Origin of the sequence: Sphingomonas echinoides (assembly GCF_029623395.1) — a bacterium.
GTDB lineage: Bacteria > Pseudomonadota > Alphaproteobacteria > Sphingomonadales > Sphingomonadaceae > Sphingomonas > Sphingomonas echinoides_A.
Map to the genome: position 1 here is coordinate 17,570 of NZ_JAPYKK010000026.1, position 14,188 is coordinate 31,757.

8 protein-coding genes are annotated in these 14,188 nt (G+C 64.4%); 7 read left to right on the forward strand and 1 reads right to left on the reverse strand.

Going from position 1 to position 14,188, the window contains the following annotated elements; all coding sequences use genetic code 11:
• Positions 1–16 precede the first annotated feature (16 nt).
• The 4 genes from QBJ92_RS14490 (at position 17) to QBJ92_RS14505 (ending at position 5,171) form a co-directional block, all read left to right on the forward strand.
• On the forward strand, positions 17–916 hold the full coding sequence (locus tag QBJ92_RS14490) for a hydrogen peroxide-inducible genes activator (RefSeq protein ID WP_277970410.1): 900 nt from the start codon (positions 17–19) through the stop codon (positions 914–916).
• Positions 917–1,004: 88 nt separating this feature from the next.
• Positions 1,005–2,690 carry an ABC transporter transmembrane domain-containing protein gene (locus QBJ92_RS14495; RefSeq protein WP_277970411.1) on the forward strand — a complete coding sequence of 562 codons (1,686 nt, stop codon included), beginning with the start codon at positions 1,005–1,007 and terminating at the stop codon, positions 2,688–2,690.
• Positions 2,680–3,771 (forward strand): efflux RND transporter periplasmic adaptor subunit, encoded by a 1,092-nt coding sequence (locus QBJ92_RS14500; RefSeq protein ID WP_277970412.1) that lies wholly within the window; start codon positions 2,680–2,682, stop codon positions 3,769–3,771. Before QBJ92_RS14495 ends, QBJ92_RS14500 begins: the two co-directional genes overlap by 11 nt.
• Entirely contained in the window at positions 3,768–5,171 is a 1,404-nt protein-coding gene (locus tag QBJ92_RS14505) for a TolC family protein (RefSeq protein ID WP_277970413.1), read from the forward strand. Before QBJ92_RS14500 ends, QBJ92_RS14505 begins: the two co-directional genes overlap by 4 nt.
• A gap of 185 nt (positions 5,172–5,356) precedes the next feature.
• Here the strand turns inward: QBJ92_RS14505 and QBJ92_RS14510 are convergent, their stop codons facing one another.
• Positions 5,357–5,758: an MAPEG family protein gene (locus QBJ92_RS14510; protein WP_277970414.1), complete on the reverse strand. Its 402-nt coding sequence runs from the start codon at positions 5,756–5,758 to the stop codon at positions 5,357–5,359.
• Positions 5,759–6,066: 308 nt separating this feature from the next.
• Here QBJ92_RS14510 and QBJ92_RS14515 point away from each other — a divergent pair, with 308 nt between their 5' ends.
• The 3 genes from QBJ92_RS14515 to QBJ92_RS14525 all read left to right on the forward strand — a co-directional run bounded on the left by QBJ92_RS14515 (position 6,067) and on the right by QBJ92_RS14525 (position 14,000).
• The gene (locus QBJ92_RS14515; protein WP_277970415.1) at positions 6,067–9,075 is read left to right on the forward strand and encodes a TonB-dependent receptor plug domain-containing protein; all 3,009 of its coding nucleotides are present in this window, start codon (positions 6,067–6,069) and stop codon (positions 9,073–9,075) included.
• 134 nt (positions 9,076–9,209) lie between these two features.
• Positions 9,210–11,294 carry a beta-galactosidase gene (locus tag QBJ92_RS14520; protein ID WP_277970416.1) on the forward strand — a complete coding sequence of 695 codons (2,085 nt, stop codon included), beginning with the start codon at positions 9,210–9,212 and terminating at the stop codon, positions 11,292–11,294.
• 39 nt (positions 11,295–11,333) lie between these two features.
• A complete protein-coding gene (locus QBJ92_RS14525) occupies positions 11,334–14,000 on the forward strand; it encodes a glycoside hydrolase family 31 protein (RefSeq protein WP_277970417.1) in 2,667 nt (888 codons plus the stop codon).
• The last annotated feature ends 188 nt before the right edge of the window (positions 14,001–14,188 follow it).

The window sequence follows — 14,188 nt, forward strand, 5'->3', positions numbered from 1 at the left end:
CGGCATAGCGTTGGTCATGTCGTTTCCCAAAACTACGATTCGTCACCTCAGCTACTTCGTCGCGCTAGCCGAAACCGGCAGCTTTACGCGAGCGGCCGAGCGAATGGGGGTCTCCCAACCGTCGCTCTCGCAACAGATTCGCGCGCTGGAAACGATTGTCGGGGCAGCCTTGTTCGAGCGGGGCGGGCCGGCGATCCTTACTCCGCTGGGGCGCGACCTGCTCGACAGGGCACGGCGTATTCTGCTCGATGTCGTGGATCTCGAGGATTTCCGGGCGACATCGGCCGATCCGTTGATCGGCACGATCCGGCTGGGCGTATCACCGACCCTCGGCGCCTATCTTCTGCCGGCCCTCGTTGCGCGACTGCACCGTGAGCACCCCACGCTCCGAGTGCATGTCCGCGAAGGCCTGCCGACCGCGCTCGCGGCCGGGCTTGCCACCGGCGTCCATGATCTGATCCTGGCACAACTCCCCGTGACGGGCGGTGCGTTTCATAGCGAGCGCCTCTTTCGCGAACCGTTGTATGTCGCGATGGCGTCCGATCACCCGTTGCGAGCCAAGACGATCATCGCCCCCGCCGATCTGCGCGGAACCAGCTTGCTGACGCTGCTGCCCGAATATCGATTGGCCGAACAGGTGGCAGCGATTGCGGTCGATGTCGGGGCAACGGTGCTGCGTGACTATGAGGGGACCAGCCTGGACGCGATCCGCCAGATGGCGGGCATGGGCATGGGTCTCGCCCTGCTACCGGACCTTTATGTCCGGCAGGAAATTCGCGAGGGTGACGACGTCGTGGTGCGGAAGATCAAGGGTAGCCGGTATTACCGCGACATCGGCCTGCTGTGGCGACAGGGTGCCGGCCGCGCACCGGCCTATGGCGTTATTGCGGACTTGCTGCGCGCGGTTTCCGCATAGGTTATTCCTATTGAAAGCATAAGGCGGGCTGGATTGCTCCAATGCCTCAGATCAGGGATACTTGGCCCGGATCAGACGCGAGGGGCACATGGCAAGCGAACATATCGGATGGCGCTCAGCGGCCGGGTGGCTGGCAGAGATCGTTGGGCCGGACATGCCCTACGTCCGGCTCACGATGGTCTACGGCGTGGCGATCAGCCTGTTGTCGCTCGCCACGCCGATCTCGGTACAACTGTTGATCAACAGCGTCGCCAATACGGCGATGCCTGCACCTTTATGGACGCTGGCGGGGCTACTGCTCGGGCTGTTGCTGGTGGTCGCCGGACTGAGCGCGATGCGGTTCTGGATGATGGCGCTCTTCGAGCGACGGCTGTTCGCGCGGATCGTCGCCGAGATCACGGTCCGCGCGGTTCATGCCCAGAACCCCTTCTTCGCGGACCAGAACCGCGGCGACCTGTTCAACCGCTATTTCGATCTGGTGGTGGTGCAGAAGGCGGTGCCGAGCCTGGTCATCGGCGCATTTACGATCATCCTGCAATCCGCAGTGGGGCTGATCGTCACCAGCTTCTACCACCCCTTCTTCCTCGCCTTCAACGCGATCCTGCTGCTCGTTATCCTTGCGATCTGGCTGATCTGGTCGCGTGGTTCGATCCGGTCGGCGGTCGCGCTCAGCCATGCCAAGCACGACGCTGCGCGCTGGCTCGAAAGCGTCGGCGGATCGAACGGCTTCTATAAATCGAGTCGTCATTTCGATTTCGCGATGGACCGATCGGAAGCCGTTACGGCCACCTATGTCGATCGCCACCGCCGCTATTTCCGGTATAGTTTCACCCAGACGGTCGCCTTCCTGCTCGTTTACGCCTTTGCCAGCGCGGCGCTGCTGGCGCTGGGCGGCAACCTGATCTTGAGCGGAGAGTTGTCGATCGGACAGCTCGTTGCGGCCGAGTTGATCCTCAGCGGCGTCTTCTACGGTGTGTCGCAACTCGGCTGGTATCTCGATTCCCTCTACGATCTCGTCGCCAGCGCAGAGGAATTGTCGTTGCTCTACGCAATTCCGCAGGAGAGCGCGGTCGTCGGCGTGGGCCAGTCGCCCGGCGACGGCGCGGTGCGGCTCGACCGCGTCGTGACCGAGGGTGGGCGTTTTGATTTCGACCTTGCGGCGGGCGAACAGCTCGTCACCCGGGCGGACGGCGGTGCCGAGCGGCTGCTGGCGATGGTCCTCAAGCGCCATGTGGTGCCCGAGCGCGGGCTGGTCCTGGTTGGGGGCGCCGATATGGCGACGTTCGACATGTATCTGTTGCGGTCCGAGGTGATGGTGCTCGACCGGCCCAGTATCGTCGAGGTCACGATCCGCGAGTATCTGACGCTTGCCGCCGCCGCGTCGACCTCCGCAGTCATGCTCGACGCGCTCGAGACGGTCGGCCTGCGCGACCGCGTTGCGGGCTTGCCGCACGGCCTCGACACACCGCTGGCGGCATCCGGCTATCCGCTGTCGATCGGAGAAGTCATGGCCCTGAAGCTGGCCAATGCCCTGCTGGTGCGACCGCACGTGCTGATGCTGTCGCAGCTCTATGATCTGATTCCGACGAGCCGCCTGGCCGAGGTCCTGCGCCATCTCAAGGCGGCGGGTACGACGGTCCTGCTGTGCACCGGGCGCCCCGAGGATATCACGCTCGACGGCTGGTTTCATCTCGAACCCGATCGGCAGCGTCGCTTCGACAGTTGCGCGGCGCTGGTTGCCGCGACCCAGCAGGGATCCGGCAATGTCGTATAAGCCCGATCGCCTCGCGCATTTCCAGACGCTGGCCGCGATGCGCGCGCCGCGGGTCGCGTCGGCCGTGGCGTGGATGCTGGTCCTGGGCATCGCGATCGCCGTGGGAATCATGGCGCTGGTCCCCTGGGTGCAAACCGCCAACGGGACGGGGCAGGTCGTTGCGCTCGATCCCGGCGACCGGCAGCAACAGGTAACCGCGCTGGTGCCAGGCAAGGTCGAGCGCTGGTACGTCCAGGACGGTCAGCACGTCGCGCGCGGCGATCCGATCGCGCGCGTCGTCGATCTCGATCCAGACTTGCTTGCACGGCTTGGTGCCGAACGCGCGCAGGTCCAGGCAGAGATCGCCGCAATCCAGCAGAGCCGCGCGGTCGCCGGGATCGACGTCGCGCGCACCGGGCAGTTGCTCGCCGAGGGTCTTGCCGCCCGCCGCGACTATGAGCAGACGCAGATCAAGGTCGCTGACGCCGGCGCCAAGCTTGCCGAAGCGCGCGCGAAGCTCAACCGGATCGATATTCAGCTGAGACGGCAGTCGGCGCAGCTTGTCCGCGCTCCCCGTGACGGTCGGGTCCAGCAGCTTAACGCGGCGAGCGGCAGCGCGCTGGTATCGCCCGGCACCGTTCTGGCGGTGATCGCGCCCGAGCGTGTCGAGCGCGCGGTCGAGCTGTATGTCGATGGCCGTGACATGCCGCTGATCCGCCCGGGGCGCCCGGTCCGGCTCGAGTTCGAAGGCTGGCCGGCGATCCAGTTCAGCGGCTGGCCATCGGTCGCGCAGGGAATGTTCGACGGACGTGTCCGGATGATCGATCCCAATGCCGCCCCCGATGGGGCCTTCCGCATCCTGGTCGAACCGCGCCCCGGCAAGCCGGGCTGGCCGACCAGCACCTTCGTCCGCCCGGGTGGCAAGGTGCGCGGCTGGGTACAGGGCGAAACCGTCCTTGTCGGCTACGAGGTGTGGCGACAGCTGAACGACTTCCCGCTCGAGTTCGGCCAGCGGACCGCGGCAGCCAGCAAGAAACAACCCAAGCCGCCGGCCAAGCCTGTCGCAGACGATGGCGGCAAGGAAGGGGATGCAAAGAAATGATACGGCTCGTTGCGTTTCTGCTCTTCACGCTCGGGCCTTCGGTCGCAGCGGCGCAAGGCGTGCCGCTGACGCTGGACGAGGTGCTGCGCTCGTCTGCGCGGTCCGCGCCACAGATCGTCGAGGCGCTTGCGCGCGTGCGGCAGGCGGATGGTCGCGCCCTCTCCGCAGAGGGCGCGTTCGACACCGTGTTCGATGTCGAGTCGAAGGCACGCGTTGCGGGCTATTATGACGGCACCGTCGTGGAGGGACGCGCGACGCGACCGCTCACGGGCAATGGTGGCTATGTCTATGGCGGCTATCGCGCGTCGCGCGGCCGTTTCCCGATCTATGAGGACCAGTCCTATACCAATCGCCTGGGCGAAGCGAAGGTCGGCGCGCTGTTCGCGCTGCTGCGCGACCGGGTAATCGACGAACGCCGCACGCGGCGGACCATCGCCGGTACCGAGATCGACGTCGCGCGGTTCGAGGCGGACATGGTCGCGATCGGCGTCCAGCGTCGCGCGGTCGATGCCTATCAGGCCTGGGTCGCGGCCGGCCTGCGCATGCGCGCCTATCGCGACCTGTTGCAACTCGCGGAGCGGCGGCGCAGCGCCATAGGCCGGCTGGTGACGCTCGGCGCGCGGCCCGAGATTCTGCTCGTCGAGAACGACCAGAATCTGGTGCGGCGTCGCGCGCTGGTGGTGCGTGCCGAGCAGGATGTCGCCGGTGCAGCCAATGCGCTGTCGCTTTACCTGCGCGACGAGGCGGGAACGCCCGTGACGGTGTCGGACGACCGCTTGCCGGCGGACGCGGGGGCATTGGCCGCGTTGCCCGTCTCGGCGACCCGTGCGGGCCCAGTCGAGCGACCTGATTATCGCGCCGTGCTCGCTCGGATCGACCAGGCGACGTCGCGGCTGATCCTGGCGGAGAATGACCTGTCGCCTCGGCTCGACCTGCGCGGCGAGGTCGGCAAGGATGTCGGGCCGGTTGGTCTGGGTGGCCCCAACCGGACGCCGCTCGAGGCTGCGATCGGTTTCCGCTTCAGCGTCCCGCTGCAAAACCGCGCAGCCAAGGGCCGGGTCGCAGCGGCGCAAGCCGAGATCGACGCGCTCGGCCAGCGCAGTCGCTTTTTGCGCGACCAAATTACCGTAGAAGTGCAGGGCATCGTCATAGCAGTCGGCGCCGCGGAGCGGCTGGCCGGAATTGCCGACGAGGAGCGTCAACTCGCTGACCGCCTGGCCGCAGCCGAGCGCCGCCGGTTCGAGTTGGGCTCGGCTGATTTCTTCCTGGTCAACCAACGCGAGGAGACTGCCACCGACGCGAGGGTGCGCCTGGTCGAGGCGCAGGCGAGAATTGCGTCTGCGCGTGCCGAATTGGCCGCTGCTACCGCCGATCGAGCGGCATTGCAGCTTATTCGCTGACGACAGTTCCCCGGGATGGCGGTCGTCGTTTTCCTACGGGACCGGCGGGCGTTCGGAGAGGGTCCGACAAAAATCTTCGTTTCACCGCGCTGTTCCGGATCGAAGTGTTCGCGACGTTACCGGCGTTACCATCATGGGCTTCAACGGAAGCGATCCAGTTCGTCAGGAGACGGTCGGGCAGCGGATCAGGCGACGCCGACCGCGACCAGCGCGGCCCAGACGATAAGGAAGGCGAGTACAAGCCACGTCAGGACCGCGCCGCCAGCACGCGGCAGGTTGGATCGTCGCAAGTCCATCCCGATCGGATGCGCGATGCGGGCGATCACGAAGGTCAGCGCCGTCACGGCGAGGACCGCACCTGAGCCGCGTGCGACCTCGATGAGCGCCAGCAGCACGAGCACAAACGGCGCATATTCGACCAGGTTGGCGTGCGCGCGCATCCGTCCGGCCAGCAGATCATCGCCGCCGTCGCCGATCAGCACCGCGTCCCGCAGGCGCATGCGAACGATGCGGAGCGCGAGCCACAGGTTGATCGCGCCCAATGCCGCCGCTGTTAGCAAAGTGATGGGGAGCGTTACGCCTGTCATGATCAATCTCCTTGCTAGATCGAATATCCATAGGGCCTGACGACGACGGGTACATCACGATCGCCATCCGCCGGTAGTCAGAACGGCGCCCGTTAACGTTAGCGTAGCTCGCCTACCGAAAGGGCCGAACATGTCTTATGTTTCTGCCAGAGGAATCTTGCTTGCATAAATGAAAACCTTTCGCCACATCGTACCTACGAAGATTGGAATTGCGTGATTGTCTCGGCCTGCGAACAGGTGTCGATTCCGCAGACCGCGTTAACGATAACGTTACCAGCCAAACGCTGGACGGCATGGAGATGATGACGATGGCGATACAGTCGAGAACGTCGCACGGTTACAAGCGCGCTGGAGCAACCAGCGTCATCGCGATGGCCGCATGCATCCTGGCAATGCCTGCCGGAGCGCAAGCACAGGACGTTCCCACCGCATCCTCGCCGGTCGTTGCGGACCCGATCGCGGTCGCGGCGCCTCAGCAAACGACCCCTGTTGGGCCGGATCAAGTTACCGCTGAACCAGCAGCGTCGACGGATATCGTCGTCACCGGATCGCGCATCACCACCGGCGGTTTCACAGCCCCGACCCCGACGACCGTGATCGACGCAAACGCGATTGCCGCTAACGCGCAACCCAACGTCTTCACGACCATCGCCCAACTGCCATCGTTGCAGGGATCGACTGGTACGAGCACCGGTACGTTCAGCACATCGAGCGGTGCGCAGGGGCTCAGCTCCTTCTCGTTGCGCGGCGTCGGTGCGATCCGCACGCTGACGCTGATCGATGGCCAGCGCGTCGTTGGCGCCAACGTCACCGGCGTGCCCGACGTAAGCCTGTTTCCGCAACTGCTCATCAAGCGGGTCGATGTGGTAAATGGGGGTGCCTCGGCCTCCTACGGATCGGATGCGGTCGGCGGGGTGGTCAACTTCATCACCGACACCCGGTTCAAGGGCATAAAGGGCAACGTCCAGGGTGGCGTCACCACCTACGGCGACAACCGCGAGGTCCTCCTACAGCTCGCTGCCGGAACGAGTTTGCTGAGCGATCGGCTCCACCTCGTCGGAAGCACCGAATATGCGCACGAGGGTGGCATCGAGGGCGGGGGCTTAGGGATCAATCTGGCGAGTGGACGAGATTGGTTCCGGCAAACGACGCTGATCAATCGCAACGTGTTCAACGACGGATCGCCGCAATATCTCGTCCGCAACTACTCGCAGCAATATAGTTATACGAAGTTCGGGCTGATTACCGCGGGCCCGCTGCAGGGCACGGCCTTCGATCAGGCCGGCAATCCCTTTCAGTTCCAATATGGCTCGAATGGCGTGCCATCGCGGACCGCCTCCGGTGCGGTCATCGGGTGTTTCCCTGGAAGCTGCCTTGGTGGCGACCTGTCCGGAAATGTCGATGTGGGCCGCTCGCTGCAGTCGAGGCTGCAGCGGTTCAGCAATTTCGGTCGGATCGGCTTTGACTGGGCGCCCGATAACGAGATCTACGTCACGGCGAATATCGCTCAGGTGAAAACCAGCAACCAGCCGATCGGCGGCCAGAACCGTCCGAACCTGACGATCCAGTGCGCCAATCCGTTCGTGCCCGTCTCGGTCCAGGCGGCCTGTGCCTCGGCGGGGATCTCCAGCTTCCAATACGGCACGAGCAACGCCGCTTTGGGGAGCACCAGAGTCTTCACCGATCGCCGCCAGTATCGCTTCGTGGCGGGGGCCAAGGGGCGCCAATCCGTCGCCGGGTCCGACTGGACCTACGACCTGTATTACGAGCACGGCACCAACTATTCCAACATCGATGTCAACAACGTCCTGCTGTCGAACCGCTTCAACCAGGCGATCAACGCGACGATCGTCAACGGCGCGACCGTCTGCGCCAATCCCGTCGCCCGCGCGAATGGGTGTCAGCCGCTCAACATCTTCGGCGGCAACCCGTCGCAGGGGGCGTTGAACTATATCATGCCCGAAGACGGCCCGTACCAGCGGACCCGACAGACTCAGGACGTCGTCAGCATCAACTTCTCGGGCGCGCCGTTCAGTCTTTGGGCAGGGCCGGTGTCCTTCGCCTTTGGCGGCGAGTTCCGGCACGAATTCTATACGGTCCGCGCCGATCCCTATGGCGCGGGGAACGCGGCCACACCGAACACGCCGGACTATCCCGCCGATCCTACGCTGCTGACCGGGGGCAACAATTGGTATGCGGGCAATTACAAGAACGGCAGCGGGGCCTACAGCGTCCAGGAGGGGTTCGTCGAAACCGACGTGCCGATCCTCAATTCCGAGGGGGCTGGACGCGCGGCGTTGAACGGCGCGATCCGCGTCACCGACTACAGCACGTCGGGCACCGTCTGGGCGTGGAAGATTGGCGGGACATGGGACCTGCCGATCGACGGCCTGCGGTTGCGCGGGGTGACCTCGCGCGACGTCCGGGCACCGAACCTGTCCGAACTGTTCGCCGCACCGACGACCACGACGCTACCCGGGTTCTTCGATCCGTTCCGCAACGTCAACGTGCTCGCAATCCAGAATACGATCGGCAATACGGCACTGACGCCCGAGATTGCGCGGAACACCACCGCCGGGATAGCATTTTCGGGATCGTCGCGGCTGCCCGGCCTCAGTCTGTCGGTCGACTATTATCACATCAAAATCAAGGACGTGATCTCCAGCTTGGGCACGGGGGACATCGTCAATCTGTGTTTCCAGAACATCCTTCCGGAAACGTGCAGTGCGTTCAATCTGAACAACGCAGCAGGACCCAACTTCATCAATGTTCAGGCGTTCAACCTCGCCTCGATCGACACGGATGGCTTCGACATCGAGGCGAGTTATCGTTGGCGGCGTCCGCTTGGCTTGCCGGGCAACTTTACGCTGCGCGCGCTGGCCACCAATATCCGCAAGTTCGTGACTGATACGGGTTTGCCCGGGACGATCCCGATCGATAGTGCTGGGGTCAACGTCGGAAACACACCCGATTGGAAATGGCTGGCAACGCAGACCTATGCCAATGATAGCTTCTCGCTGCTGTTGCAGGAGCGCTGGTTCAGCGATGGTGTGTTCGGTAGCCAATATGTAGAATGCTCTGCGGGTAATTGTCCGGTATCAACGAACAACAGGCCGACGATTGACAATAACTTCTTTCCGGGTGCCTTCTTGATGGACGTAGGTGGCACGTTCAACTTCACCAAGCAGGTGACGGGCTATTTCAAGATCGATAACCTGTTCAACAAGGAGCCGCCCGCATCGCCGAATTTTGTCAATCCGTCGTTGTATGACGTTAACGGTCGGACGTTCCGGGTCGGACTTCGTTTCAGCATGTGATGCTGGGCTGATCCACGTCCGCCAAGGCAGCAGCGTCTCGCGTGTTGTAAAGACGACAAAACCCATCCGGCACGCCACGCTCGATTTCTAGAAACGGTATCGCCGGGGAACGCCTTGGCAATGGAAGGCAGATCATGCAGCGGATCTTGAAAGCACTCGCATTGGCAATCGTGGCGGCGCCGGCAGCGGCGCAAGCGCAGATGCCCGATACCATCCTGTACGGCGTCGCTTATTATGACGAGTACACGCCGGTCGACCGCGTCGATGAGGACGCGCGGATGATGAAGGCGGCGGGGATCAGCGTGGTCCGCATCGCGGAGTCGACCTGGGGTACGCTCGAACCGCAGCCCGGGGTGTTCGATTTCAGCCATGTCGATCGCATGCTCTCCGCGATGCACAAGCAGGGCATCAAGGTGATCGTCGGAACGCCGACCTATGCGATCCCGACCTGGCTCGCGCGCCAGCATCCCAACGTGCTCGTCGTCGGCCGCGACGGTGTGCGCGCGCAATATGGCACCCGGCAGAACATGGACATCACCGATCCCGATTACCGCGCGGCGGCAGAGCGCGTGATCGTCGCACTGGTCGACCATGTGAAGGATCACCCGGCGGTGATCGGCTATCAGCTCGACAACGAGACCAAGCCCTATGGCACCAGCGGCCCGGCGGTGCAGGCGGCGTTCGTCCAGTCGCTCAAGGCGAAATGGCCGAGCCTCGATGCCCTGAACCAGGCGTGGGGGCTGAATTACTGGTCCAACCGGATCAACCGGTGGGAGGATTTCCCGTCGACCAACGGCTCGATCAACGCCAGCATGTCCAACGCCTTCGCCGCTTATCAGCGCAGCCTCGTCACCGACTTCCTCGGCTGGCAGGCCAAGCTCGTGCGCGCGCATGCCCGGCCGGGGCAATTCACGACGCAGAATTTCGATTTGGGCTGGCGCGAGGGTTCCTACGGCATCCAGCCCGAGGTCGATCATTGGAAGGCGGCACGCTCGCTCGATATCGCCGGCATCGACATCTATCATCCGACGCAGGACAAGCTGACCGGCGCGGAGATCGCCTTTGGCGGCGACGAGGCGCGCTCGATCCGCAACGGACAGAATTATCTGGTGCTGGAAACCGAGGCGCAGGGTTTCCCGCAATGGACGCCCTATCCGGGCCAGCTTCGCCTCCAGGCGTTCAGCCATCTCGCCTCGGGCGCGCAGATGGTCGAATATTGGCATTGGGCGACGACTGCCAACGCGGTCGAGACCTATTGGCGCGGGCTGCTGTCGCAGGACTATAAGCCCAATGCCGAATATGCGGCGGCAAAGGTCATCGGCGCCGAGATTGCTCGCCTTGGCCCGAAGCTGGCAGGCATGACGAAACACAACCAGGTCGCCGTCTATGTCAGCAACGCCGCGCAGACCGCGTTCAATTCGTTCAAGCCGGCGGGCATCGAATATAATCAGGTGCTGCGCCCGTTCTACGATGCGCTCTATCGGATGAACGTCGAGGCCGACATCGTGTCGCCCGACAGCACGCAGAAGCTCGATCAGTACAAGCTCATCGTCGTGCCCGCTCTGTACGCGGCGAGCGACGCCGAGATCGCGCGGCTCAACGATTACGCCAAGCGCGGTGGGCATGTGCTCTACACCTTCAAAAGCGGCTTTTCGGACGAGAACACGAAGGTCCGCTATGCCGCCCAGCCGGGCGCGATCGCTGAGGCGGCGGGCGTCACCTATCAGGAGTTCACGATTCCCGTCGGGGTCACGCTCGCGGGCAATCCGTTCGGGGTCTCGGACGCCGACAACGCGCCGCGTTGGTGGATGGAGATGTTGAAGCCCACCACCGCCGAGGTCGTGGCGCGCTATCAGCACCCGTCCTGGCCGGCCGGCGCCGCGATGACGCGCAACCATTGGGGCAAAGGCGAAGTCAGCTATGTCGGCTTCATGCCGAGCGACGCGCTCGCCGAGAAGATCGTCGCCGCCGAAGTCACGCGGGCAGGGGTCTTGCCGTCGGTCGCGGGGGTGCAGTTCCCGCTGATCGTGCGCGGCGGCACGCTCAAGAACGGTCATACCGTCCGGTACGTGCTCAACTATTCGGCTTCGCCACAGCATTTGGCGGCTCCGGCCGCGGGCACCGAACTGTTGCATGGGCGCAAGGTTCAGCGCGGCGGATCGATCGACCTCGCCCCGTGGGACGTCGCGATCATCGAGGAAGATGGGCGGCCCGGCTGATGGCCGCGCCGTGCAGAAACGAAGCGAAGGGGAGGTTGCGTGAGCGAGACGAAAACGCCGCGTAGCGCGGCCATCACCCGGCGCGCGCTGCTTGGAAGCGGTGCGGGCGTGGCGATCGTGTCGAGCGGCCTGGTGCAAGCCGCGACAAGGATCGCCGCGCCGGATTTCGTGATCCGCACCGGCGACCTGTCGATTGCCGTCACGGCACTCAGCGACCGTGCATTTCGCGTCCGCGTCGCGCCCGTTGGAGCACCTCCCGCAACGCCGAGCGAAATGCTCGCGCCGATCGCGAAGCCGCCTATCCCGAAGCGGACTCGGGAAGGTAGTCGAACGGTGCTGACGTTGCCGCACGCGCGATGCATGTGGGACGAAGCTACTGGGTGCCTGTCGTTCCATGACGGCGGGGGCAAGCTGCTGCTCAGCGAAGCGCCCGGATCGCGCCACGTCGCGCCGTCGACGATCGGAACCGAGCCGACGCTCGCCGTAACGCAAGGGTTCGCCAGCCCGGCCGACGAACGCCTCTACGGCACGGGCTGTTTCCAGGACGGCCATCTCGATATCCGCGGTCTTCCCCGCCGCCTGACGCAAGTGAATACGCAGATCAGCCAGCTGTTCGTGCTGTCGAGCAAGGGCTATGGTCTGCTGTGGCACAATCCCGGCATGGCGGAGCTGAACCGACCGGATCGGGCGATCGCCTTGACCCGCCGGGCGGCGGCTGGCGCGGCGCGCATGGCGGATGTCACCACCTCCACCGGCAATGCCCGCGTCGAGCGCCGCGATGCGGAGTTCACCGGCACGTTCAGCGTCCCGCAGAGTGGGCGCTATGCGTTCCTGCTCGATCTCGGGCGCAAGATGTCCTCGCGCCATTATCTGGCGATCGACGGCAAGCCCCTGACGGATCACACCAATGCCTGGTTGCCGCCGACCGCCAGCGTCATCGGCGCGCTTGCCGCGGGGGAGCACAGTGTGCTGGTGCGGGCAAGCGACGAGGACGTTCCGGTCCTCGCCTTCGCACCCGTTGAAGATCGCACGACCTGGTCGTCGCCGGTATCCGAGGGGATCGATTATGTCGTGATCGCCGGGCCGACGTCGGCTCAGGTCATGGCGGGCTATCACGCGTTGCTCGGGCCGCAGCCGATGATGCCGCTATGGGCGCTCGGCTACATTCATTGCCGCGAGCGGTTCCACTCGTCGGACGAGATCCTCGCGACCGCACGCGAATTCCGCGCGCGCAAGCTGCCCTGCGACATGATGGTGCAGGATTGGCAATATTGGGGAAAGTATGGCTGGAACGCCATGCGTTTCGATGAGGATCATTATCCCGATCCCGCTGGCCTCGTTCGCGATCTGCATGCGATCGACATGCGCTTCATGCTGTCGGTCTGGTCAAAGGTCGGCAAGGAAACCGAACTCGGCAAGGACGTCGCCGCCAAGCGCTTCTACATTCCGGGCACCGAGTGGATCGATTTCTTCAATCCCGTCGCTGCGCGCTTCTATGCCCAACAGCAGACGCAGAAGCTCGGCGCGCTTGGCATCGATGCCTGGTGGCAGGACGCGACCGAGCCCGAGAATGACGATCTGGCCGGACGGCCGATCTATGCGGCACCGGGCCGGACCCAGCCGGGCGAGAAACGCCGCAACCTATACCCGCTCCAAGTCAGCCGAACGGTCTATGAGGCGCAGCGGCGCGCCTATCCCGACAAGCGTGTGATGATCCTCACCCGATCGGCGGCGCCCGGCCAGCAGCGTTACGGCGCAGCGACATGGTCGGGCGACATCGGCCACGATTGGGAGACGCTGAAACGCCAGATCCCGGCTGGGCTCAACATGGCGGCGGCAGGCCAGGCCTGGTGGACCGTCGACGCAGGCGGCTTCTTCCGCCCGGGGAAGGGGCAATATACCGACCCCGCCTATCAGGAACGCTTCCTGCGCTGGTTCCAGTTCGCGACCTTCCTGCCGATGACGCGCGTCCACGGCTACATGACCGATACCGAGTTCTGGCGCTATGGCGAGACGGTGGAACGCGTCGCGCGCTTCTACCTCGAACTCCGCTATCGGTTGCTGCCCTACATTTACTCGCTGGCAGCCGAGGCCTCCGCTTCCGGAATGCCGCTGATCCGGCCATTGGTGTTCGAGTTTCCAGACGATCCGAAGGCGCTGGATCAGGTTCACGCATATATGTTCGGCAGCGCCATCCACGTCGCACCGGTACTGGCGGCCGACGTGACGACCTGGGACGTGTATTTGCCGATTTCAGAGGGCGGCTGGTACGATTTCTGGACGAATGAGCACCGTGCGGGTGGGCGGACGTACACCGTCGCGGTGACGCTCGACCGCATTCCGCTGCACGTGCGGGCGGGCAGCATCCTGCCGCTGGGGCCTGTCGGCCAATCGACCGCGCGGCTTCTGGGCGGGCCGCTTGATCTCATGGTCTATCCCGGGCGGGATGGCACTGCTTCGCTGTACGAGGATGACGGGCTCAGCTATCGCTATGAGCAGGGTGCGGCGGCGCGCATGATGCTCACTTGGGAACAGTCGGCAGGGGTGCTCGCGCTCGGCACGCGGCAGGGCACGTATCCCGGCATGACGAAGCGCAGGGAGATCCGCGTTCATGTGATGCGCCCCGGAACCGCCGCACTTTTGGCAAGCGCAGGTCTGGCGGTAGATTATGACGGGCGTGCCAAGCGGATGACGGTTTTGGCATAGCCGTCGCGAGGGGCTGGCATGCGCAGAGCGGTCTGCCCGCGCTGTTCGGATATCGTCAACCGGTTTCGATGATCTATCTGCCGGGCCGACGTAACGGCTTTACGGCCGGGAGCGCGACACCCCGAAGTGGTGAACCAATTGCAGCCGGCGCGACGTGGCGGCGCAAGTGAGGGCGATTCGAAACGCGC

Excerpts from the sequence above, each read along its gene's own strand:
- QBJ92_RS14490 (WP_277970410.1), top strand. The coding sequence starts at position 17 with ATGTCGTTTCCCAAAACTACGATTCGTCACCTCAGCTACTTCGTCGCG.
- QBJ92_RS14515 (WP_277970415.1), top strand. The coding sequence starts at position 6,067 with ATGGCGATACAGTCGAGAACGTCGCACGGTTACAAGCGCGCTGGAGCA.
- QBJ92_RS14500 (WP_277970412.1), top strand. The coding sequence starts at position 2,680 with ATGTCGTATAAGCCCGATCGCCTCGCGCATTTCCAGACGCTGGCCGCG.
- QBJ92_RS14510 (WP_277970414.1), bottom strand. The coding sequence starts at position 5,758 with ATGACAGGCGTAACGCTCCCCATCACTTTGCTAACAGCGGCGGCATTG.
- QBJ92_RS14505 (WP_277970413.1), top strand. The coding sequence starts at position 3,768 with ATGATACGGCTCGTTGCGTTTCTGCTCTTCACGCTCGGGCCTTCGGTC.
- QBJ92_RS14520 (WP_277970416.1), top strand. The coding sequence starts at position 9,210 with ATGCAGCGGATCTTGAAAGCACTCGCATTGGCAATCGTGGCGGCGCCG.
- QBJ92_RS14495 (WP_277970411.1), top strand. The coding sequence starts at position 1,005 with ATGGCAAGCGAACATATCGGATGGCGCTCAGCGGCCGGGTGGCTGGCA.